This is a genomic window from Aeromonas sp. 96A (genome assembly GCF_051919165.1).
In the GTDB taxonomy this organism is placed as follows: domain Bacteria; phylum Pseudomonadota; class Gammaproteobacteria; order Enterobacterales; family Aeromonadaceae; genus Aeromonas; species Aeromonas veronii.
Map to the genome: position 1 here is coordinate 3,543,908 of NZ_JBQBFE010000001.1, position 22,704 is coordinate 3,566,611.

At 57.7% G+C, this 22,704-nt stretch carries 21 protein-coding genes and 1 pseudogene; 15 read left to right on the forward strand and 7 right to left on the reverse strand.

The window, feature by feature from the left end:
- Positions 1-96 precede the first annotated feature (96 nt).
- On the forward strand, positions 97-456 hold the full coding sequence (gene hfq / locus ACTG2W_RS16460; protein WP_005335772.1) for an RNA chaperone Hfq: 360 nt from the start codon (positions 97-99) through the stop codon (positions 454-456).
- A gap of 133 nt (positions 457-589) precedes the next feature.
- Here hfq and ACTG2W_RS16465 read toward each other — a convergent pair whose 3' ends face one another.
- The 6 genes from ACTG2W_RS16465 to ACTG2W_RS16490 all read right to left on the reverse strand — a co-directional run bounded on the left by ACTG2W_RS16465 (position 590) and on the right by ACTG2W_RS16490 (position 8,136).
- Positions 590-1,180, reverse strand: coding sequence for an HAD family hydrolase (locus tag ACTG2W_RS16465; RefSeq protein ID WP_440016411.1), 591 nt, complete (start codon positions 1,178-1,180; stop codon positions 590-592).
- Positions 1,181-1,245: 65 nt separating this feature from the next.
- Positions 1,246-2,349, reverse strand: coding sequence for an EAL and HDOD domain-containing protein (locus tag ACTG2W_RS16470; protein ID WP_100645101.1), 1,104 nt, complete (start codon positions 2,347-2,349; stop codon positions 1,246-1,248).
- A 4-nt stretch (positions 2,350-2,353) separates the two neighbouring features.
- On the reverse strand, positions 2,354-3,994 hold the full coding sequence (locus ACTG2W_RS16475) for a sensor domain-containing diguanylate cyclase (RefSeq protein WP_106844101.1): 1,641 nt from the start codon (positions 3,992-3,994) through the stop codon (positions 2,354-2,356).
- 257 nt (positions 3,995-4,251) lie between these two features.
- Positions 4,252-6,285 carry an exoribonuclease II gene (locus ACTG2W_RS16480; RefSeq protein ID WP_421309015.1) on the reverse strand — a complete coding sequence of 678 codons (2,034 nt, stop codon included), beginning with the start codon at positions 6,283-6,285 and terminating at the stop codon, positions 4,252-4,254.
- Positions 6,286-6,384: 99 nt separating this feature from the next.
- On the reverse strand, positions 6,385-7,284 hold the full coding sequence (locus ACTG2W_RS16485; protein WP_106844103.1) for a LysR family transcriptional regulator ArgP: 900 nt from the start codon (positions 7,282-7,284) through the stop codon (positions 6,385-6,387).
- Between the two features lie 201 nt (positions 7,285-7,485).
- Entirely contained in the window at positions 7,486-8,136 is a 651-nt protein-coding gene (locus ACTG2W_RS16490; RefSeq protein ID WP_106844104.1) for an acyl-homoserine-lactone synthase, read from the reverse strand.
- 62 nt (positions 8,137-8,198) lie between these two features.
- Between ACTG2W_RS16490 and ACTG2W_RS16495 the strand changes: the two genes are divergently transcribed.
- Positions 8,199-8,981: a LuxR family transcriptional regulator gene (locus tag ACTG2W_RS16495; RefSeq protein WP_005335753.1), complete on the forward strand. Its 783-nt coding sequence runs from the start codon at positions 8,199-8,201 to the stop codon at positions 8,979-8,981.
- Positions 8,982-9,188: 207 nt separating this feature from the next.
- A complete protein-coding gene (gene lysE, locus ACTG2W_RS16500; RefSeq protein ID WP_106844108.1) occupies positions 9,189-9,797 on the forward strand; it encodes an L-lysine exporter in 609 nt (202 codons plus the stop codon).
- 81 nt (positions 9,798-9,878) lie between these two features.
- Here the strand turns inward: lysE and ACTG2W_RS16505 are convergent, their stop codons facing one another.
- Entirely contained in the window at positions 9,879-11,888 is a 2,010-nt protein-coding gene (locus tag ACTG2W_RS16505; RefSeq protein ID WP_106844105.1) for a methyl-accepting chemotaxis protein, read from the reverse strand.
- A gap of 260 nt (positions 11,889-12,148) precedes the next feature.
- Here ACTG2W_RS16505 and ruvA point away from each other — a divergent pair, with 260 nt between their 5' ends.
- From ruvA to pal, 12 genes and pseudogenes are all read left to right on the forward strand, one after another.
- Positions 12,149-12,763 carry a Holliday junction branch migration protein RuvA gene (ruvA, locus tag ACTG2W_RS16510; RefSeq protein ID WP_005335746.1) on the forward strand — a complete coding sequence of 205 codons (615 nt, stop codon included), beginning with the start codon at positions 12,149-12,151 and terminating at the stop codon, positions 12,761-12,763.
- An 8-nt stretch (positions 12,764-12,771) separates the two neighbouring features.
- Positions 12,772-13,782 carry a Holliday junction branch migration DNA helicase RuvB gene (gene ruvB / locus ACTG2W_RS16515; RefSeq protein ID WP_440016415.1) on the forward strand — a complete coding sequence of 337 codons (1,011 nt, stop codon included), beginning with the start codon at positions 12,772-12,774 and terminating at the stop codon, positions 13,780-13,782.
- A gap of 934 nt (positions 13,783-14,716) precedes the next feature.
- A pseudogene (locus ACTG2W_RS16520) lies at positions 14,717-16,272 on the forward strand (cytochrome ubiquinol oxidase subunit I).
- An 11-nt stretch (positions 16,273-16,283) separates the two neighbouring features.
- Positions 16,284-17,420, forward strand: a complete 1,137-nt coding sequence (gene cydB / locus ACTG2W_RS16525) for a cytochrome d ubiquinol oxidase subunit II (protein WP_005335741.1) — start codon at positions 16,284-16,286, stop codon at positions 17,418-17,420.
- 14 nt (positions 17,421-17,434) lie between these two features.
- A complete protein-coding gene (gene cydX / locus ACTG2W_RS16530; RefSeq protein ID WP_005304933.1) occupies positions 17,435-17,551 on the forward strand; it encodes a cytochrome bd-I oxidase subunit CydX in 117 nt (38 codons plus the stop codon).
- Positions 17,538-17,849 (forward strand): cyd operon YbgE family protein, encoded by a 312-nt coding sequence (locus tag ACTG2W_RS16535; RefSeq protein ID WP_235657032.1) that lies wholly within the window; start codon positions 17,538-17,540, stop codon positions 17,847-17,849. Before cydX ends, ACTG2W_RS16535 begins: the two co-directional genes overlap by 14 nt.
- 105 nt (positions 17,850-17,954) lie before the next feature.
- Positions 17,955-18,362 (forward strand): tol-pal system-associated acyl-CoA thioesterase, encoded by a 408-nt coding sequence (ybgC, locus tag ACTG2W_RS16540; protein WP_005335737.1) that lies wholly within the window; start codon positions 17,955-17,957, stop codon positions 18,360-18,362.
- A complete protein-coding gene (gene tolQ / locus ACTG2W_RS16545) occupies positions 18,352-19,041 on the forward strand; it encodes a protein TolQ (protein WP_005335735.1) in 690 nt (229 codons plus the stop codon). Before ybgC ends, tolQ begins: the two co-directional genes overlap by 11 nt.
- Positions 19,041-19,487 (forward strand): protein TolR, encoded by a 447-nt coding sequence (gene tolR / locus ACTG2W_RS16550; RefSeq protein WP_005335733.1) that lies wholly within the window; start codon positions 19,041-19,043, stop codon positions 19,485-19,487. Before tolQ ends, tolR begins: the two co-directional genes overlap by 1 nt.
- Positions 19,488-19,492: 5 nt before the next feature.
- Positions 19,493-20,626 carry a cell envelope integrity protein TolA gene (gene tolA, locus ACTG2W_RS16555; protein ID WP_013723471.1) on the forward strand — a complete coding sequence of 378 codons (1,134 nt, stop codon included), beginning with the start codon at positions 19,493-19,495 and terminating at the stop codon, positions 20,624-20,626.
- 95 nt (positions 20,627-20,721) lie between these two features.
- A complete protein-coding gene (tolB, locus tag ACTG2W_RS16560) occupies positions 20,722-22,047 on the forward strand; it encodes a Tol-Pal system beta propeller repeat protein TolB (RefSeq protein ID WP_005335728.1) in 1,326 nt (441 codons plus the stop codon).
- A gap of 49 nt (positions 22,048-22,096) precedes the next feature.
- Entirely contained in the window at positions 22,097-22,621 is a 525-nt protein-coding gene (gene pal, locus ACTG2W_RS16565) for a peptidoglycan-associated lipoprotein Pal (protein ID WP_005304908.1), read from the forward strand.
- Positions 22,622-22,704 lie beyond the last annotated feature (83 nt).

Genomic DNA, 22,704 nt, shown 5'->3' on the forward strand with positions numbered 1-22,704 from the left:
AGGCCGCTATTGCTGGCGGGAGTGAGAATGACTTTGACAAGCCAGTGCCCATTTAGCACAATCAAACGCCACTTTTTTTCCGCGGGACAATAATTTATGACAACTGAATCCCCCAGCTACTCCACGATTGAGCAAGCCTTCTCCCTCGGGAACGGGCAAGATTCTGCCCTCAACTGGTTGCGCAAGAACCGCAGTCAGGTCGCTATTTTTCTGGTGAGCGGCATCAAGCTGGAAGGCACCATCAGCGGGTTCGACCAGTACAGCGTGCTGCTGACCGATGCTCATGGTAACCAGCAGCTGGTCTACAAGGCCAAGATCTCCACCATTGCCATGCACACGGGCCGTCCGCAGGTGAACATCCAGCGTGCTCGCAAGCCGCGTGTCTCCATGGCGCCGCGCCCCCACGGTGCGCCGGGTCGTTATGACGACAATCAGGGCGGCGGCAACAACGAGTAATCGTCTGCCCCGCACGCCCCGTTGACGCGCCCTGCGTCAGCGGCTGACGGAACCTGCTCTCATTTTTCATTCATGTCCCGTATGAGAGCCGGTTCCGGTTATCGCCCCTTGCAGGGCGATATTTTTTTCCGCACTACGCGGTTATGCCAACCGGTTGACCCTCTTTGACCATGCAGGTCTGCATACCCGCCGCCTCTCCGGCCTGTACCCCGATACCGGTATCTTCAAACACCAGACAGCCTGATGGCTCGATCCCCAGCTTGCTGGCGACCAGCAGGAAGGTGTCCGGATTGGGCTTGTGCAGCTCCACATCGTCTGCGGTGACCACCACGGAGAAGTAGCGATCCAGCCCGGTGTTGCGCAGCACCGCCTCGGCATTGATGCGCGGCGAGCCGGTGCCGATCCCCATCGGGATGACGCCATGATAGCGCTCGACCAGCGCCTGCATGGCGGGAAAGACGGTCGCCTTGTGCAGGTTGGCCACATAGTGGGCGGTCTTGCAGCGGGTGACTTCGAGCGGATCGAGGGGGAGCTGCTGCTCCTGTGCGACCAGCAGGGCTATCTTGCGGCTCGGCATGCCACCCAGCTCATAGAACCAGTCGGCGTCGAAGTGAAAGCCAAACTCGCGGGCAGTGTGTTCCCAAGCGGCGAGGTGCAGCGGCATGGAGTCGACCAGGGTGCCATCAAGGTCAAAGACCAGGCCTTGGAATCCGGAAAGCGTCATGGTGCGGGTCAGTCTCTGAAAAAAGGGAGCCCATTCTAGCCAGTGGCTCCCTGCCTCGCCATCACCTAGCTGGTGAGAAACGCTTGCCCCCACATTTGTGACTGAAAATAGACGGGGGTGAGCTGGGCCGGATCGAGTTGATATTTGGGGGCAAGCTGTTCCAGCAGGGCCCAGTTACCCTGTTCATAGGTGCTGACCAGCTGAAACAGATGAAAGAGTGGCCCTTCGTGCAGTTCGATGGCGCGCTGCACGCTCTTGGGCAGGTGGGCCATCAACGGCTCCGACAGCAGGGAGCCATCGAGCACCAGTCCCACCAGAAAGGCCCAGCTTGCCTCCGCTTTACCGAGGGCGGTGAGGGCAATCAACTCGCAGAAGCGGCCGCGGGCGATGGCCATGCGGGTGCAGGCCTCCGGCATGTGCTGGCTCACCCGGGCCAGACCGTTGATCAGCACGAACTTGCGGATCTCCTGCTCCCCCAGATAGGAGAGGGCGCGGGGTACCGAGGTGATGGGGGCGGCATGATCGAAGCCGGGGGCGTTGACGTAGGTGAGCAGCAGGCCGGGCAGCCAGGCATCCTGCTCCAGCAGGCGGGCTACCTGGGTGAAGGAGAACTCTTCGTGGCAGATGAGCTGGAGGATCTGCTGTACCAGCGCCATATCGGGCTGGTTCGCCCGCTGATTGACCAGCTCCGGACGGGCGAGAAAGCCGCCGGCAAAGAAGTCGACCCCAGCCTCCCGCAGCGGGAGAAAATCCGCCCAGGTTTCGATGTTCAGCGCCATCCGCTTGTGTTCGGTGGGCTGGCAGATCCCCTCTTCCCCCATCCAGTACACCAGCAGGCGGCTGGCGCCGAGCCAGCGTGGATCCCGGTTGGCGCCGTGCACCGCCAGTCTGCGCCGACTGTCGCGCCACTGCTCCAGCACCGGGAACGAGTTGGGCTGGCGTTCGCTGGAGGCTTCAACCAGCGGGATCGCGTCCTGATCCAGCAGTAGTGGACGCTGTTCATCGAGCTGTTCGTGGGTGAAGGGCACAAGATATTGACGCCCCTGTGCCAGCAGGCGGCAATGTTGCGCCAGTGAAGGCCATTCGGCCGGTGAGCTGAGCTGATAGTCGATGCCGTAGGCCACCAGAGCCAGGCGACGATTGAAGATAGGGTAGCGACGCAACAGCATGGGATCACCGATAGGCCAGAGTGCGGGCCCTCCCTTGTGACTTGGCGTGGTAGAGCGCCTGGTCAGCCTGTTCGGTCAGGGTCTGCCATGCTCCGTCCTGGGAGGGAACCAGATAGCTAAAGCCTATGCTAACCGTAATGAAATCAGCAACCCGCGAGGCGGGATGGGGCATTTTTAAGCGGGCAAGACCATCGTGGATCCGTCCGGCCAGCTGTTCGGCCTCACCGGGTTGGGGGGCGCAGAGCAGAATGACGAACTCCTCGCCACCGTAACGGGCGACCAGATTGGTGCAGCGTCGCTCTGCATCCCGCAGCACATGGGCCACCTGTTGCAGGCAGAGATCCCCCTTGGCATGGCCGAAGTGGTCGTTGTAGGCCTTGAACTCGTCCACATCGATCATCAATACCGCCAGCAGGTTCTGGGTACGCCGTGCCCACTCCCACTCCCGCTGCATGGTGATGTCCCACTGGCGCCGGTTGGCGATGCCGGTGAGGGGATCTTCTAGCGACAGCAGGGAGAGGCGGTGATTGGCCTCCTCCAGCGCACGGTTGGTCTCGGCCAGCTGCATGGTGCGCTCGGCAACCCGGGCCTCCAGCTGGCGGTTGAGGGTTTCCAGCTGCTCCTGAGTACGCTGGCGGATCAGCAGTTGTGACAGAATGGCGGCGTACTGTTTGAAGATCTCGCTCTGATAGGCCTTGAGCGGCCGGTGCCACAGCAGGTTGTCAGCGGCGATCCAGCCGATGGGAGTGGTGCCATCCCATAGCGATACCATGGCGTTCCAGCCACGGCCCACCTGCTGCTTCTCGTAGTAGAGGGGGGTATCTTCCATCACCAGCACGTAGTCCTTGCGCCTGAGCGCCTCTTGCACCGTGGGGTGATCCGGAATGGGGCTGATGAAGTTATGTTCATCCATCAGCTCGCCCTCTTCGCTGGTGCCCCAGGTGCCGCGCATGGTCTTGCCATCGGGTTCGATCAGGAAGATGGCGACCCGATCGAACTGCAGCTCCTTGCGGGCCAGCAGCACGGCATCCCGCAGCAGATCGTTCTCGCTGCGACTGCGGGAGAGGGTAACGCTTACCATGTGCAGCGCCTGCAACATGGTGAGGAAGGAGCCTTGCAGTGCCTGACTCTGTACCAGATCGGTCTGGGTATGGAGCCGCTGGTCCCGCTCCTGATTAACCTGGCTGGAGAGCAGGTGATTGCTGAGCTCGGCCGTCAGATAGTGGATAAGGAGCTGGATACCCTGACGCTGGTGGGAGGAGAGGCGGTCGATGCGGCGGCGGGTCTCCAGATAGATGACTCCTTCCAGTTTCATATGACGCTTGAGAGGGAAGCAGGCGCGTAACTGTGGCTGGGCAGGCTCCACATTTTCGCCGGGGTCCGGCGGTGGCTGGAGTTGTTCGATCACCAGTTGTCCCTTCTCCATCGCCTTGTCGATCAGGTGGTGGGGCAGGGTCAGTTGGCCGAGATGAGCGAGATCAAGCGTGGTCAGTCCGTGATCGAGCTGAAAGCTGTAGAGCTGCGGTTCGGGGGCTTTCAGCCAGAGATAGAGGCGTTCGGCATCGGTCTTTTCACGGATGGTGGCGAGGCTCACTTCGCATAACTGAGCGAAGTTGGTGAAGTGTTCCGGGTCCCATTCCTGCATACCAATATCCCTTGGATTGTACCCAAGCGAGTATAGACATATTTCTCCTTGATTAATATGTCAGAAAGGAGAGGCGGCGCACATAACGGTTGCTTTCAGCCCTGCTGCTGGAGACATTCACTGCGTTATCTGCCAATCGTGGCTGGAACTGTGTGCCATAACGGTATATATGGCAGCTTGTAGGGCGGGATGCCTGGCAAAAAAGAGCCCGCACGATGGCGGGCTCTCGGGCAGATCAGATGATTCTGCGCGGCTTATTATGCCTTGGGGGCAGTCTCAGCAGGCGTTTCACTGTTATCGGCTGGCGCACTCTCGGCCGCCGGGGCTTCCGGTGCCGGGCCAGGCACCAGATCCACTGCCGGTTTGGCGATAAGGGAGCGGGTCTCTTCCACCGCTTCGGTCAGCTTCACCTCGATGATCTGGCCGAGCTCGTAGACCACTTCGGTCTTGTCCAGATAGACGCGGCCGTTGTCCCAGTTGCACTCCAGGCGATCCTTGTTGTCGAGAATATGGCGGGCAGGCAGGAAGACCACGGCGCCGTTCTCCTGCAGACGCAGCTTGAGACCGGCACGCATCACGTCGATGATCTCGGCGTTGAATACCTGATCGGTGCCAGCCGCGGCTTTCAGGTAACGGACATAGAGCCAGTCGCCGATGTCGCGCTCCACCATGCGGTGCAGACGGCGGCAGGCGGTCAGGTGCTCGGTGAGCTCGGTGCTCGGGCGCTCACCCGGGGTCTTGCCGGCGATGACCGCTTTGAGCAGACGATGGTTGACCATATCGCCGTATTTACGGATCGGGGAGGTCCAGGTGGCGTAGGCATCCAGACCCAGACCGTAGTGGGCGCCCGGTTCGGAGGACATCAGCGCATAGCTCTGGAAGCGGCGGATCTTGCCATCCAGCCAGCGGGTGTCGAGGTTGTCGATCCAGCGGCGCAGGGCGCAGAAGCCTGAGAGGCTGGCGATCTCGTCGCGCTCGAACGGGGCTTCGGCACTCTTCAGCAGGTCGATGGCGCCGTCGAGGGACTCTTCGTCAAAGCCTGTGTGGACGTTGAAGATGCCGTAGCCGACGCTCTTGCCCAGTACGCGACCGGCGCAGATGTTGGCAGCGATCATCGACTCTTCCACCATGCGGTTGGCGATGCGGCGTGGCTCGACGTGGATGGCCAGCACTTCACCATTCTCGCCCAGCTCGAAGTCGTAGTCGGGACGATCCGGGAATACCAGCGCATGCTCGGTGCGCCACGCGATGCGCGCCTCGGTCATCGCCTTCATCAGCGGCAGCTGGGCCAGTACGCCTGCGTCGATGGACAGCTCTTTGCCATGCTCGGCCCAGTCGGAGACGTCGTCATAGTTGAGACGGGCGTGGGAGCAGATGCGGGCGGCGAAGAACTCGGTCTCCTCCAGCAGCAGACCATCTTCGGCGATCAGCAGACGGGCGCACAGAGTGTTGCGCTCCTCACCCTCTTTCAGGGAGCAGAGCTCGTCGGAGAGGGTGCGCGGGATCATCGGCACGTTGCGGCCCGGCATGTAGACGGTAAAGGCGCGCTGGGCCGCCTCTTTGTCCAGCTCGCTCCCTTCGGCCACATAGGCGGTCGGGTCAGCGATGGCGACCAGCAGCTCCCAGCCGTTGTCCAGCTTGGTGATGGCCAGCGCATCGTCCATGTCCTTGGTCTTGGCACCGTCGATGGTGAAGAAGGGGACTGCGGTCAGATCGCGACGAGGCAGCTCTTCCTCTTCGATCACCTTCCACTCCGGCAAATCAGCCGGCTCGACCTGGGCCAGATTGTGGCGGGCCAGCACCACCCACCAGGGCACGTTGTGATCTTCTTGGGCTGCAATCTTCTGGGTGATCTCGGCAGAGAAGTTGCCGTCGACCAGCGCATGGCGCTTGAGGGTAGCTACCACCCAGTCACCTTCCTTGAACTCTTTCTCATCCAGACCCTTCTTGACGCGGGCCTTGATGGCATCCTTGATCAGCGGATGGTCGGCCACCACGTTGAGGCGGTCGCGGAACATCTTGACCCGGGCCACGAAGCGGGTGACGGACTGCTCCAGCAGGGTATCCGGCTCGGCCACTTCCTTCTCTTTTTCGGTGCGGATCAGGGCGGTCACCCGGTCACCGTGCATCACCTTCTTCATGTAGGGAGGCGGCACGAAATAGCTGGTCTTCTCATCGACTTCCAGAAAGCCGAAGCCCCGGTCCGAGGCGCGGATCACACCCTCTTTCTTCGGGATGTTTTCGCGGATTTGTTGCTTGAGCTGGGCCAGCAGCGGATTGTCTTGGAACATAAGTGAGGAACCTGAAGTGAAAACCTGGGTGAAGACCTGATGAAGGATCGCCCAGCACTATACGTTTTTAGCCCTGCAAAGCCAAGGTGAATGGCCTGCTCAGCGTGGTTTCAACTGCGAGCTGGCATGGTCGATAAGGCGTTGGGATAGCTGCTTGTGAACCCCTTTTTCCAGTACCCAGCGGTGCCAGTAGAGGCATTCCGTCAGGACGTGGTCGGGACTGAGGTTGAGCAGTGACCCGTCAGCCAGCTGGCCTCTTATTTGCAATTCGGGAATGAGGCAGTAGGCCAACCCCTGTTCGGCCATGGCGACGAAGGCCTCTGACGAGTGGACCGTATGGCAGGGATAACCGCCCGGCTCCAGCCCGAAGTGTTCTCTCATAAAGCTCACATGCATGTCATCGCGCTGATCGAACGCCACCGCCGGTGCCTTGGCCAGCGCATCGCGGGTCAGGCCGCGAGGGAAGTGGCGGGCTACGAAGGCGGGGCTGGCGGTAAGCAGATAGTTCATCTCACCGAGCTCGTCGACGCAGCAACCCGCCAGCGGCTGGGGATGCAGGCTGACCGCACCAAAGGCCTGACCCTCGCGGACCTTGTCGAGGGTACGGCTCTCGTCATCGACCAGCAGGTTGAGTTCGATGGGGTGCTGTTTCAACAAGGGGGCAATGGCGGGCAAAAACCAGGTGGCCAGGCTGTCGGCGTTCACTGCGATACTGATCCGGATTGGCCCCTGCGGCTCATCGGGAGTCAGCTCCCCCGCCAGTTCGAGCTCAAGCTGATGTACTTGCCGATAGTGGGCAAGCAGCTTCTGGCCGAGTGACGTGGCCTGCAGCGGTTGGCTGCGAATGAGCAGCGGCTCGGCAAACTGTTGCTCCAACTGCTTGATCCGCTGGGAGATGGCCGACTGGGTGATATGGAGCGACTTGGCCGCCCGATCGAAGTTCTGCTCCTGCAGTACCGCATCCAGCGCCCGCAGCAGTTTGTAGTCCAGCTCTTTCATCTTCTCCCCCTTCCGTTGCCCAAGGGTTGACTCTACGTCACTCGGCAGGGGACAACAATGGGCGGTGGAAGGGGCGTTGCGCTGTGATTTTTGACAGTAGTGGTCAGGCCATTGAGGGAGGATACTCTCTGGTGCCGCATGGGGTAGCCCTGCGCAGATCGTAGCGACATCTTTATCCCGGGTCTGTTTTCCCGGGATTTTTTATGAGTGAACTGCCAGCACCGGTGACGGTTGCTGCAGTGGATAATGGCTGGTTTGATAATGGCCCAGCAGAGGTTGGGAGACCGCCTGCGCGAAGCGCTCATCCAGATGGAAGCGGATGCCAACGCCCCTTACCGCACCCAGATCGACCGCCTGCCGATGACCGAGCCGCTCGATGGGCAGGCCAAGTCGGCGGAAGATGCGCTCCACCGGCAGGCTGACGACGGCGACCAGCTCCCGGACCCCGTGGGCATTGGCGAAGGCATAGACCTCGCGGAAGATGACGCAAGTGAGTTCGCTGACGCCATTGCTCATGCGCGGTGCGCGCTGGGCATCGATAGCCAGACGGGTGAGTTCCCAGACATCGGGGGTGCGTGGCGCGCTTTCACCGGCAAGGGCGGTGGGGAAGATGGTGGGCAGCATATAGGCATCGGCACAGTTGAGTAGACGAATACAGCCACATAGCCCTTGTTCGTCCTCGATCAGAACCCAATGGGTGTCTGGCGTGTCGAAGCTGTCACGCTCCAGGCCCCGATGAGACTCGACATCCCAGCCTAGCCGGTCGGAAAAGACGCGATTTCGAAAGCGATAGAGTTCATTCTCCACCTCGTTTCGTGGATGTTCTCTCAATTTTCCTTTAAAAACCAACATTATGGACCCTCTATCTTGCTATTCGCCGTTATAATCACATGTCTGGCCAAGGGGGCTTTCATATGAACAGAGACCAACTGCTTGAGTACCTCGAACATTTCACTTCGGTGACGGACGGCAATCGTCTGGCCGAACTGATCGGTCGCTTTACGCTCGGGATGGGCTATGACTACTATCGCTTCGCCCTGATCCTGCCGATGTCGATGCAAAGGCCCAAGGTGGTGCTGTTCAACCAGTGCCCCGATTCCTGGGTGCAGGCCTATACCGAAAACAACATGCTGGCGTGCGATCCGGTGATCCGGCTGGCACGCAAGCAGACGCTGCCCATTTACTGGAACCGCCTCGATGAGCGGGCCAGTTTTTTGCAGGAGGGAACCATGGACGTGATGGGGTTGGCAGCCGAGTTCGGGTTGCGTAACGGCATCTCCTTCCCTCTGCACGGTGCTGCCGGGGAGAACGGTATTCTCTCCTTCATCACCTCCGAGCGGGCCTCGAGCGACCTGCTGCTGGAGTCCTCGCCGATCCTCTCCTGGATGTCCAATTACATCTTCGAGGCGGCCATTCGGGTGGTGCGTTTCAGCATGATGGACAGTGCGGGGAAAGACCCCTTGACCGAGCGCGAGACCGAGTGCCTGTTCTGGGCCAGCGAAGGGAAGACCTCTAGCGAGATCGCCTGCATCCTCGGGATCACGGAGCGCACGGTCAATTACCATCTCAATCAGGTCACCCGCAAAACCGGCTCCATGAACCGCTATCAGGCCATTGCCAAAGGGGTTAGTACGGGGCTGTTGCTGCCCAATCTGGAGCAAGTTGTGGTTACCAACTTCCCCAGATTGCTGCAGTAGGCTGAGCCCACAGGCGCAACAGATTCTCCTGCCGCACTCTGAGGGTCACAATTGTCAGATCCGGTAATTGACAAGGGCTGGAACAGAGGCTGGGTATGCCGGTTTTTATTAGCAAAATGAATCAATAAGTAAATCAATGAATTTCTAAGAAGGAACCACCATCGCTATAGTGCCGCTCATTCATCATTTCGAACGGTGCTCTCCATGATGCTCGCAACAACATTACAAGGCTTCACCATCGGTCTGGCCATGATCATCCCCATCGGCGCCCAGAATGCCTTTGTGCTGAGTCGGGGCATCCATCGCAATCACCATCTGCTGACGGCCACGCTCTGCAGTTTCTGCGATCTCACCCTGATTGCTATCGGCGTATTTGGCGGGGCCAATGTGCTGGCCGCCAGCCCCTTCGGCATGGCACTGCTCACCTGGGGAGGCGTGCTGTTTCTCGGCTGGTTTGGTGGCCGTTCCCTGCTCAGTGCCTGGCGCGGTAAAGGGGAAGGACTTGCCGATTCTGCTCAGCAGATGGGTGCCAAAAGCGTGCTTGCAATGACGCTGGGTGTTACGCTGCTCAATCCTCACGTCTATCTCGATACTTTAATGCTGCTCGGCTCCCTTGGCAGTCAGGTGAGCGAGTCCCTGCGTCCGGCCTTTGCTGCGGGGGCCATGCTGGCCTCGTTGGTGTGGTTCTACTCGCTGGCACTGGGTGCTGCGGCACTGGCGCCCTGGCTGGCCCGCAGCCGGGTACAGCAGGGGATCGATCTGCTGGTTGGCATCATCATGCTGAGCCTGGCTGTTCAACTGGCCATAGGACGTTGAGGAAGTTAAGGCGGCAGGAATGAGCGACCGGTAGCAAAAGGATGCCACTCATATGAGTGGCATCTTTGCTATTGAAAGGGGTCAGACCCTGAACTGGGAGAGCAGGCGCTGTTGCAGCAGGCTGGCTTGATGGAGCGAGGAGGCGAGCTGCAGGCACTCCTGTGCCTCCTGTTCGCCGGTTCTGGCTTGCAGACTGATGCCGGAGACCTTGTCAGAGGAGTGGCTCAGGGTGTGTGACAGCTGTCCTGTAGCCACGGCCACCTGCTGCACCATGTCGGCCAGCTGATCGATGGCGCCTTCCACCTTGAACAGGATTTGTTTGGTGTTCTCGGAGTCCTGCATGCCGGACTCCACCGTCTTGAGGTTGCGCTGCATCATCAGGTAGGCGGTTTCGGTCTGCTGCTGGATGCTGCTGATCACCTGACTGATCTCGGCGCTCGATGTCGCGGTACGATTAGCCAGGGTGCGCACCTCGTCCGCGACCACCGCAAAGCCACGCCCCATCTCCCCAGCGCGGGCTGCTTCGATGGCCGCATTGAGGGCCAGAAGGTTGGTCTGTTCCGAGATGCCGCTGATGGTGGAGATGATCTGGCCAATCTGACCCGCCTGCTCCTTGAGGGAGTTGATGGCGATGGCACACTCGCTCACCTCTTGTACCACCCGTTGCATGCCCGCGCTGGCGGAGGCGACATACTGACTGCTCTCGGTGGTCAGCTGGCGCACCTCGTTGGCATTGTGGGCCGCCATGCTGCAGTTGTCCGAGATACCTGTGGCGACTTGCACCATCTGTTCACTGTCGTGGTGCAGGGCCAGTGCATGTTCGGCGGTCTGGCGGCTGCTTTGGCTGATTGCCTCCACCCGGTTGACCGAGGTGTGAACGTGTTCGCTGATGTGCTGGTTGTTGTCCATGGTGGAGCTGATCATCTTCTGCAATTTCTCGATGAAACGATCCACGCTGTTGGCCAGCGAGCCTATCTCGTCATCCCGTTGCAGGTTGATGCGGGCGTTGAGGTCTCCCTCGCCGGCGGCGATATCCTGCATTCGTTTGTCTACTTGCAGCAGTGGAGTTACCAGTTTGCGGGTCAGCCAGAAGCCGCAGAGGGTGACCATGATCAGGCTCAGCAACAGGCCACCCAGCAGCAGGGTTCGGGTCTGGCTGATGATGCCGTTGAGCTGGGCCACCTGATCCTCGACGGTGGCATCGCCGCTCTCCTCGATGGCAACCAGCTGTTGTCGTAGCTCATCGGCACTGACTTCATAGACGGACTGCTGGGTCTGATAGCTGCCGAGCGCATCGACCCACTGTCCCATCAGTTGCTGATGCCTGGCCAACAGGGCGCGATACTCTGCCGACAGTGTCTTGCCGGCAAATTCGCCGGTTCCCTCGATATCGAACAGCCCGGTGCCGAGCATGCTGTCGACCGCTTCGTGGTAGAAATCGGTCGCCTCTTTCAGCTCGGCCTTGATCGCCTCTGTGACTCCTTGTCTGCGCATCTTTTCCAGCGCATAGAGCTGGCGCAAAAAGCCTATGTTGGATTCCATCCCCCCGTCGGCCGCTTCCCAGCGAGTGGAGAGGCCGCTGTTCCAGCTGATGGTCTGGTCGGGGGATTGGGTCAGCGCATCGACCGCTCCGTCACCGATCACCTCCAGCTGGGTCGAGAGGCGGGCCATCAGATCGGCGTTGTGATGCAGGGCCTGATCCACCTCGGTATAGGCGTGATAGAGCGCCAGCAGCTTCTCTTGTTGCTGTTGATAGTCCTGCTTGTGCTGTTCCATGGTTGCAAGGGCCGCACCATCAATGAGCTGCCCCTGGCTGACCCGTGCCAGCGCATCATCGGTCGCCGCCTTGGCAGCATCGAGTTCGGCGCGATTGAGCGGGGTTCCGTTTTGCATCTTCTGAATCTGTAGCTGTTGGTTGCCCAGCTCTATGGAGCCCTCCATGGCACCGTCGGCGGTCTGCCATGCGGCACCCAGTACGTAGGAGAGCAGATTGGCTAGCCGCTGGCTGCCATACCAGCCAACGACCCCCATGCCCAGCGTACAGCTGAGCAATATGGCAAGACCCAGATTGGAGGTGGTAACAATTTTCATGTGATGGCCTTCCTTGGTATCGACATTGGCACCAGTTTCGGTTCCGAACGGGTTTAGTGTAGTGGTTTATCCCCCGCTCGGGGGCCGGTGCGGCGCTGAAACATCCCGTGCACTGGCTGCACCCGATCAAGCATGGTGGAAAATGGGATAAAAAGCCTCTCTGACCACAAGGGTGTTGCTGCCCTATGCTGGATACTTATCCAGTTATTCTTTATGCTATGAGCCAATTTACGAATAGTTGTATTGGTGAGGAGAGAGCCGTGATTGGTCGCTTGAGAGGCATTGTCATTGAAAAGCAGCCCCCCGAGGTCCTGCTGGAAGTGGGCGGGGTTGGCTATGAGGTACAGATGCCGATGAGCTGCTTCTATGATTTGCCGGAGATCGGCAAGGAAGCGACCATCCATACTCACTTCGTGGTGCGGGAAGATGCCCAGCTGCTCTATGGTTTTAACCACAAACAGGAGCGGGCGCTGTTCCGCGAGCTGATCAAGACCAACGGAGTTGGCCCCAAGCTGGCGCTGGCGATTCTTTCCGGCATGACAGCTACCCAGTTTGTGCTGAGTGTCGAACGTGAAGAGATAAGCTCTTTGGTCAAACTGCCGGGAGTCGGCAAGAAGACCGCCGAGCGGCTGGTGGTGGAGATGAAGGATCGTCTCAAGGGGTGGGTAAGTCACGACCTCTTCTCCCCGGCCATGGTCACCTTGCCAGCCAGTGAGCCCGAATTGCGGGCACCGGATGTGACCGAGGAGGCGGCCAGTGCGCTGGTGGCCCTAGGTTACAAGCCGCAGCAGGCGAGTCAGATTGTCAGCAAGATCGCCAAAGAGGGGATGTCGGTGGAAGATATCATCCGTGAATCCCTGCGTAGCCTGGTATGAGGTAGTTGATGATTGAAGCAGACCGCCTCATCTCGGCCAGTGCCGCCCGTGAGGATGACATTATTGACCGGGCTATCCGCCCCAAGAAGCTGGCTGATTACACCGGTCAGGATACCGTCTGCGAGCAGATGGAGATCTTTATCGAAGCGGCCCGTCAGCGGGGTGAAGCGCTCGATCACCTGTTGATCTTCGGCCCGCCGGGTCTGGGCAAGACTACCCTCGCCAACATCGTCGCCAACGAGATGGGGGTCAATATCAAGACCACCTCCGGCCCGGTGCTGGAGAAAGCGGGGGATCTGGCGGCGCTGCTCACCAACCTCGAACCGAACGATGTGCTGTTCATCGACGAGATCCATCGCCTCAGCCCTGTGGTAGAGGAGGTGCTCTATCCGGCGATGGAGGATTACCAGCTCGACATCATGATCGGGGAGGGACCCGCAGCTCGCTCCATCAAGCTGGATCTGCCTCCCTTCACCCTGATTGGCGCCACCACCCGGGCAGGTTCACTGACCAGCCCGCTGCGGGATCGCTTCGGTATCGTCCAGCGGCTGGAGTTCTACAACGTCAAGGACCTGACCGATATCGTCTCCCGCAGCGCCCGTTGTCTGGGGCTCGACATGACGGAAGATGGTGCCATTGAGGTCGCCCGTCGCTCTCGCGGCACGCCGCGGATTGCTAACCGTTTGTTAAGGCGGGTGCGCGACTTTGCCCAAGTGAAATCCGATGGCCGGATCGACGGCCCCATTGCTGCCCGCGCCATGGACATGCTGGATGTCGATAACGAAGGTTTTGACTTCATGGACCGCAAGTTATTGTTGGCTGTGATAGACAAGTTTATGGGGGGGCCGGTGGGTCTCGATAATCTGGCCGCCGCGATCGGGGAAGAGAAAGATACTATCGAAGATGTGCTGGAGCCTTATCTGATCCAGCAAGGGTATCTGCAACGTACACCCAGAGGACGGATTGCGACCACACGAGCCTACGCTCATTTCGGTCTTCAGCGACTAGATGAGAAGTAAAAACAGTCGTTTGAACATGAAACCGCCGTCAAAGGCGGTTTTTTATTATCCGGGCAAAAAAAAGCCCACGGCGGATGCGGTGGGCAAAGACAATTCAGGATGGATGTTCACAGACAGTGAGTGCGTCTGGACACAGACCGGAAAATAAACAGGTGAGCCGTCGCGAGCTCTCAGAGTCGGTTCAGTTGATAGAGCTGAACAAAGGAAAGCTTGTAGTAACGGATGGTTTTAGCAACAAACTTTTTCATCTTCGATTCCAATAGACAGGTTCAAATTGATCGTCGAATACGTACCGTGAACCCGGATTAACCGGCCTGTATCCAAGGGTATGCCCTCACTGCGAGGCGCATTGTAGGAGTTCGAATCGACCCCGGCAAACAAGAAAAATTGCACTCTTCAAATTAGTTTATCTAATGTCTTTATTGATGAAATTGGTTCGCATGAGTATGCATTCTTTGCAATTTTAAATTGAGTTTTCGAATCAGATTGCCTGACTCGGATAACATGGAAAAAGGCGCGTCATTCACGCTTTTCAAATTAAACCGAGCGGCGGGATGTTAAATTCTTAAATTGATTTAAATCAATGTTTTACGCTTTATCGTGTTTTGTGATCTGGCTCGCGTCAATAATCGTGAAATAGATTAAAAATGCCTTTCAAAGCCATGTATGGCGGGTCCTTTTACATTGATTTCAATCAAATAAAGGTGATATAAAAACCCGGTCATCATGGGCGAGAATAAATTTAGGCTGATTGTTTTGGAATTGTTAAACATTAGCTTTATTTGTGTTCTCGTATTGCCTTGTTGTTAATGCCAGTGGTTACTGAACGCGTTTTGTTGTGACACGTCCCAATAAGGCTCATTCGATAACCTCCAACGGAAGCTTTGTGCTTAAAACTTAAAATAGCCGTGCCAATAATCGGTGAGGAAACATCATGATTGCTGAGCATGTGGTAGACCTATCGCGGTTCCAGTTCGCTGCGACGGCCCTTTATCACTTTTTGTTTGTACCCCTGACGCTGGGAATGGCCTTTCTCCTGGCGATCATGGAATCCGTCTATGTGATGACCAACAACACCATCTACCGGGACATGACCAAATTCTGGGGTAAGTTGTTTGGTATCAACTTTGCCTTGGGGGTCACCACAGGTCTGGCCATGGAGTTCCAGTTCGGGACGAACTGGGCTTACTACTCCCATTATGTCGGCGATATCTTCGGGGCCCCGCTGGCTATCGAAGGGCTGATGGCCTTCTTTTTGGAGTCCACCTTCGTTGGTATGTTCTTCTTTGGTTGGGATCGTCTGAGCAAGCATCAGCATCTGGCTGCCACTTGGTTGATGGCGCTGGGTACCAACCTTCAGCCCTCTGGATCCTGGTCGCCAACGGCTGGATGCAGAACCCGGTCGGTGCCGAGTTCAACTTCGAATCCATGCGGATGGAGATGATGAGCTTCGCTGACGTGGTGCTCAACCCGGTTGCTCAGGTCAAGTTCGTCCACACTGTGGCGGCTGGTTATACCTGTGGCGCCATGTTTGTGCTGGGTATCTCCTCCTACTACCTGCTGAAGAATCGTGATGTGGCGTTCGCCCGTCGCTCCTTCGCCATTGCCGCTGCGTTCGGTATGGCTTCCATCGTGTCCGTGCTGATCCTCGGTGACGAATCCGGTTACGAGACCGGTGAAGTGCAGAAGGTGAAACTGGCCGCTATCGAAGCTGAGTGGGAAACTGAACCTGCTCCGGCCGCCTTTACCCTGTTCGGTATTCCGAATCAGGAAGAGATGCGCACCGACTACGCCATCAAGATCCCCTATGCGCTGGGCATTATCGCGACCCGTTCTCTGGACGGTCAGGTAACCGGTCTGAAGGATCTGAAGAGCGAGCACGAACTGCGCGTCCGTAACGGTATGACCGCTTACGACCTGCTGACCAAGCTGCAATCCGGTGACAAGTCTGACGAGACCCGCGCTCGCTTCGACGAAGTGAAGCAGGATCTGGGCTACGGTCTGCTGCTCAAGCGCTACACCAGCAACGTGACCGATGCTACCGACGAGCAGATTAAGGCCGCCGTGGATGACTCCATCCCGCAGGTACTGCCGCTGTTCTTCGCCTTCCGCATCATGGTTGCCGTCGGCATGCTGATGCTGGTGCTGATTGGTATGGCCTTCTATGACAGTGCCCGTCACCAGATCGGCAAGCGCAAGTGGCTGCTCAAGGGTCTGCTGTGGGGTATCCCGCTGCCGTGGATCGCCATCGAAGCTGGCTGGTTTGTTGCTGAATATGGTCGCCAACCGTGGACCATTGCAGAGGTGTTGCCGACTTCCCTCTCTGCATCCAACTTGCCTGCAGCCGAGATCTGGTTCTCTCTGATCGGTATCTGCCTGTTCTATACCGTACTTCTGGTTATCGAGATGTACCTGATGTTCAAGTATGCCCGTCTTGGCCCCAGCAGCCTGAAGACTGGCAAGTATCACTTTGAACAGATCAAGGCATAAGGAGAGCGACCATGTTTGATTACGAAACTCTGCGTGTCATCTGGTGGGCTCTGGTCGGCGTGCTGCTGATCGGTTTTGCCATCACTGACGGCTTCGACATGGGGGTAGGCGCACTGCTCCCGTTCGTTGGCAAGAAAGATGTCGAGCGCCGCGTGATGCTCAACACCATGGGGCCGCACTGGGAAGGTAACCAGGTTTGGCTGGTCACTGCCGGTGGTGCCTTGTTCGCCGCCTGGCCGATGGTGTATGCCGCGACCTTCTCCGGCTTCTACATCGCCATGATCCTGACCTTGATGGCGCTGTTCCTGCGTCCGGTCGGTTTCAAGTACCGCTCCCTGCGTGCTGATGCCAAATGGCGCAGCAACTGGGATTGGGCCTTGTTCGCCGGTAGCGCCGTACCGCCCATCGTCTTTGGTGTGGCCTTTGGCAACCTGCTGCAAGGCGTTCCGTTCGAGTTTAACCAGTTCATGATGTTGACCTATCACGGCAACTTCTTCGGCCTGCTTAACCCGTTCGGCATTCTGGCTGGTCTGGTGAGCCTGTTCATGCTGCTCACCCAGGGCGCAACCTGGTTGATGATGAAGACCGACGGTGAAGTGCTGGCGCGTTCCCGCACTGCCGCCATGATCTGCTCACTGCTGACCCTGGTGCTGTTTGCTGCCGCGGGTTGGTGGGTAAGCGGTATGGAAGGGTATGTCATCGTCAAGGCTGCCGCGACAGACGCAGTATCCAACCCGATGAACAAGGAAGTTGTCCTGCAGGCTGGTGCCTGGATGAACAACTACACCCTCTATCCGTGGATGGTGGCTGCCCCTGTACTGGGCCTGGCCATGAGCCTGCTGACTGCGCTGTTTGCCCGCATGAACATCGGCTGGCTGGCGTTTACCAGCTCCTCGCTGGCGATTGCCGGGGTCATCCTCACTGCCGGTTTCTCCATGTTCCCGTTCGTGATGCCCTCAAGCCTTGAGCCGTCACTGAGCCTGACCATGTGGGATGCTACCGCCTCTTTCAACACCTTGCAGGTGATGACTGTGGCCGCAGCGATCTTCGTACCGATTGTGCTGGGTTACACCATCTGGACTTACATCAAGATGTTTGGCCGGGTAACCAACAAGCACATCGAAGATAACCAACAATCTCTCTATTAAGAGGTGCGCTGACAATGTGGTATTTCACCTGGATCCTGGGGCTGTTGCTGGCCTGTGCATTTGGCATCATCAATGCGCTGTGGCTGGAACACACCGAGAACATGGATCGTCAGATCGATGAAAACAAGTGATCGACTCGCCAGCCTGGCCGCTCCACTGGAGCGGCAGCCGTGGCAGGGGTTGATGTTACTCGCGGCGGCCTTGTTGGCCGTCGCTATTTTACAGGCCCCCAATCTGATCGCGGCCAACACCAGCGAGCATGGTCTCTGGCTTGCTCCCTGGCTGATGTGGGCCGTCTGTTGTGGCGTACTTAACGGGCTTGGCTTTCATCTGAAAAGCCTGCCCGGACGTGTGCTGTTCAACCCCTGGCTCGCCTGGCCCAGTTTGTTGTATGGCCTCTGGCTGACACATTCATATTTCCTTTCATAAAAAACGGGGGGAGGCAGGATTTCCCTGTCTCCCCCTGCTTCTTTCCTATTCAGCCCTGCGCTATGATAGCCCCCCATCTGACTGTCGAATGGATCACAGATTGTTATGGGGGAAGTCTTTGAGTTTCCGGTGCGTGTCTACTACGAAGACACCGACGCCGGGGGCATCGTCTACAACGCCAATTATCTCAAGTTTATGGAACGTGCTCGCACCGAGTTTCTTCGTGCCAAAGGGGTCGAACAGGACGTCTGGCTGCAGGAGGGATATGCCTTCGTGGTGAGCCGAACTGAGATCGATTTCCGCTCGGCGGCCCGTTTTAATGAACTATTGAATGTATTAACGCAAGTGATTGAAGTGAAACGCGCATCCCTGCGCTTTTCGCAGCAGATCCTGGCAGCTGATGGACGACTGATCACCCAGGCCATGGTACAGATAGCCTGTGTCAGTCATCCGCAAATGAAACCTGTAGCTATACCTGAAAAAATCAAGGGAGTGCTGTTAAGTGCACGCTGAAATTTCGTTTATTGGCCTGTTTTGGCAAGCCAGCCTGTTGGTAAAACTGGTCATGATGACCCTGATGAGCATGTCTATTGTCTCGTGGGCGCTGATTATCCAGCGTTCAAAGGCGATCAAGGCGGCCAATCTCGCATCGGAACAGTTTGAAGATCGCTTCTGGTCAGGGGTCGATCTCAATCGGCTCTATCAGGAGTCCTCTTCCCGCCGCGATGATATCGAAGGCATGGAAGATATCTTCTACTCCGGCTTCAAGGAGTATGCCCGCTTGCTCAAGGCCGGTGCCCGTGGTCAGGATGCGGTGATGGATGGTACCTACCGCGCCATGCGCGTCTCCCTCTCCCGCGCGGTGGATGATCTGGAATCCAATCTGCCGGTGCTGGCGACCATCGGTTCCATCAGCCCCTATATCGGTCTGTTCGGTACTGTATGGGGGATCATGAACGCCTTTATCGCCCTGGGTCAGGTGCAGCAGGCCACCCTGCAGATGGTGGCACCGGGTATCGCGGAAGCGCTGATCGCTACCGCCATGGGTCTGTTTGCCGCTATCCCGGCGGTTATCTTCTACAACCGCTTCTCCAACAAGGTCGAGCGGCTGGAGAACGCCTACGCCAACTTCATGGACGAGTTCACCACCATTCTGAACCGTCAAATTGCACAGCAGCAGGGTGATCAGTAATGCAAACCTATCAGCGGATCCGGCGCAAAAAGGTGGCCGAGATCAACGTGGTTCCCTATATCGACGTCATGCTGGTGCTGCTTATCATCTTTATGGCGGTCACGCCGGTGATCACGCAAGGGGTCAAGGTGGATCTGCCACAGGCTGAGTCCGAGCAGTTGCCGGAAGATGCCAAGCCGCCCTTCATCGTCAGCGTCAATACCGAAGGCGAGTATGTCATCAAGGCTGGCGAAGCCGATGACGAGCCGGTGCCAAGCGGCACGCCAGAGGCGATGCAGCAATACATCACCGAAAAAGCCATGGGCTATCTGGCGATCAACCAGAATGCCCCCGTGGTGGTCGCGGGTGACAAGGCCGTGCGCTACGAAGAGGTGATCCTGTTGATGGTGGCCCTCAAGAATGCGGGTGTGCCTCAGGTTGGCCTGATGACAGATCCGGTGAACTAACGGAGATGGATGTGAAGCGTGGTATTTCCGGTTATCTCATCGCGTCGTTTCTGCTGCACCTGATCATCGGCATCATCCTGTTTGTCGGGCTCGATTTCAGCAAACCGAAACGACCCGAATCGAAGGGGCAGATCGTCAATGCTGTCATGCTCGATGAGAACTTCCTCAACGAGCAGGCCAAGCAGATCCAGCAGCAGAAATCTCAGCCCAAGCCTCAAAAGGTAGAGAAAGAGAAGGATAAGGAAGACACGGATCTCGCCAAGCGCGAGCTGGCTCAGAAACAGGAGCAGCTTCGCATCGCCGAGACCAAGCGCAAGCAGGCCGAAGAGGCGACTCGCAAGGCCGAGGCCGAGAAGCAGAAGAAGGTTGCCGAGCAGAAGCAGGCGGAAGAGAAGGCCCAAAAAGCCGAGGAAGCCCGCAAGCTGGAAGAACAGAAGGCCAAGAAGGCCGAAGCCGAGCGTAAAGCGGCGGAAGCCGAGAGCAAGGCGTTGGCGCTGAAGAAGAAAAAGGAACAAGAGAAGAAAGAGGCCGAAGAGAAGGCAAAGGCGGCAGAAGCCAAGGCCAAGAAAGCGGAAGCTGACAAGAAGGCCAAAGCCGAAGCCGAGAAGAAAGCCAAGGCAGAAGCAGAGAAAAAAGCCAAAGCCGAGGCCGAGAAGAAGGCCAAGGAAGAGGCTGAGAAAAAGGCAAAAGCTGACGCAGAGAAGAAAGCCAAGGCAGAGGCCGAAAAGCAGGCCAAGATCGCGGCTGAGCGCAAGCGTAAAGCCGCCGAGCAGGCCAAGCTGCAAAAAGAGATGGAAGAGATGATGCAGCAGCAGCTGTCGGCTGAGGCCAATGCTCGCAGTCAGGCGGCATCGGCAGCAGCCCAGGGCGAAGTCGACAAATATGCGGCGCTCATCAAGGCAACTGTTGAGCGGTATATGATTTTGGATCCCACCATGCGGGGCAAAACATGTACTATCGGCGTACGTCTTGCGAGCAGTGGCTTTGTCATATCGGTAGATAACGGCCAGGGTGACCCGGCGGTTTGTCGTTCCGGTAAGGCGGCTGTTCTGAAAGCCAATCAACTGCCTGTGCCCAAGGATCCTGCGGCATTCGAGATGTTGAAGGAATTTAACCTGAAGTTAGAACCGAGTATCTAAGCGTGATAAAACGAGGTTGCTTGCCTCCGGTTGGCAACCTCTCGCCGAGAAAGGAATTTAACCTCTCATCTATATTGGAACCGAGTATTTAAGCCATGATCAGAAAAGTATTTTTTGCTTTGGTTGGCTGTTTGTTGCTGGGCCAGAGTGCCCAGGCGGCCCTGGACATCGTCATCACCGGCGGTATTGATAGCGCACGCCCCATCGCCGTCGCTCCCTTCAAGTGGGAAGGTAACGGGCAGTTGCCGCAGGACATCGCGGAAGTGGTCTCCAACGACCTGATGCGCAGCGGCAAGTTCAAGCCGCTGGCCCGTGGCCAGATGCCGCAGACCCCGAGCAGCAGCAGCGAGATCAACTTCGCTCCCTGGGCCTCCCAAGGGGTTGAAGCCGTGGTGGTGGGGTCCATTTCGGCAGTCGGTGACGGCACCTACAAGGTCAACTTCGAGCTGGTCGATGTGCTGAAAGGCCAGCTGGCCAAGGCACAAGGTGGCGAGAGCAACGGTTACATCCTGGATAGCCGCATGGCGACCATCCCGGGTGCCCAGATGCGCCAGTTTGCCCACCGTATCTCCGACATCGTCTATGAGCGTCTGACTGGCGAGCGCGGTGCCTTCCTGACCCGTCTGGCTTACGTCTCCGTACAGCAGGGTACCCAGTTTCCGTACCAGCTGCGTATTTCTGACTACGACGGTTACAACGAGAAGACCCTGCTGCGCTCCCGCGAGCCCTTGATGTCTCCGGCCTGGTCGCCGGATGGCAGCAAGCTGGCTTACGTGAGCTTCGAGAACCAGAAGTCCGAAATCTACGTGCAGGATATCTACACCCAGCAGCGCAGCCTGATCACCAGTTTCCGCGGTATCAACGGGGCGCCGGAGTGGTCTCCGGATGGTCGTCGTCTGGCTATCGTTCTCTCCAAAGATGGTTCACCGAACCTCTATGTGGTTGATGTCGCTAGCAAGCAGCTGACTCGCGTCACAACCAGCCGTGTGATCGACACTGAACCCTCCTGGATGCCGGATGGGCAAAATTTGTTGTTCACCTCTGAACGTGGTGGCAAACCCCAGATTTATAGCGTAAATTTGGCGACTGGTATGACTCGCCGGATGACTTGGGAAGGTGAATCCAACCAGGGTGCATCCATCACTCCTGATGGCAAAATCATGGTGATGGTGACCCGTGTTCAGGGACAGTATCGTATTGCCCGTCAGGACATGGAAAACAATGCCCTGTTGGTCCTTACCCAGAGCGCTCTGGATGAGTCGCCAAGTGTGGCTCCCAATGGCAGCATGATCATTTATGCCACCATCTATCAGGGTCGTAAGAGTCTCGCGTTGGTGTCGACTGATGGTCGCTTCAAGGCTGTGCTTCCGACCAGTAGCGGTGAAATTCGTGCACCAGCTTGGTCGCCCTTCTTGAATTGATAAAAATCCAATTGTTTTTTGTTTTGTTATAAAGGTTTAAGGAAATAGCATGCAACTCAATAAACTGCTCAAGGGTTTGGCCATCGCACTGCCACTGTTCACCCTGGCCGCTTGTAGTTCTTCTTCTGATTCCGACGCCGCTGGCGCTGAATCAGGTATGACCGACGGCATGGGCGGTGTACAAACCGGCGGCGCCAACGGCATGTTGTCCCCGGAAGAGCAGATGCGTCAGAAGTTCGAAGCACTGCAGCGTGACAACGTGATCTACTTCCCGTTCGACGGTTACGATATCCAGGGTCAGTACGCTGATCTGCTGGATGCCCACGCCAGCTACCTGCGCGAGCGCCCGAGCGTGAAAGTCCTGATCGAAGGTCACGCCGATGAGCGCGGTACTCCGGAGTACAACATCGCCCTGGGTGAGCGTCGTGCCAAGGCTGTTGCCAAGTATCTGCAAACCCTGGGTGTGCAGGCCGAGCAGCTCTCTATCGTCAGCTATGGCGAAGAGAAGCCGCTGGACATGTCCCACACCGAGGATGCCTTTGCCAAAAACCGCCGCGCGGTTCTGGTTTACTAAGGTTTAAACCGGACGAAGTTCGTTTATATGCAAGCGGCCATTTCGATGGCCGTTTTATTTGCACTAAACGCCAAGGTTTGATC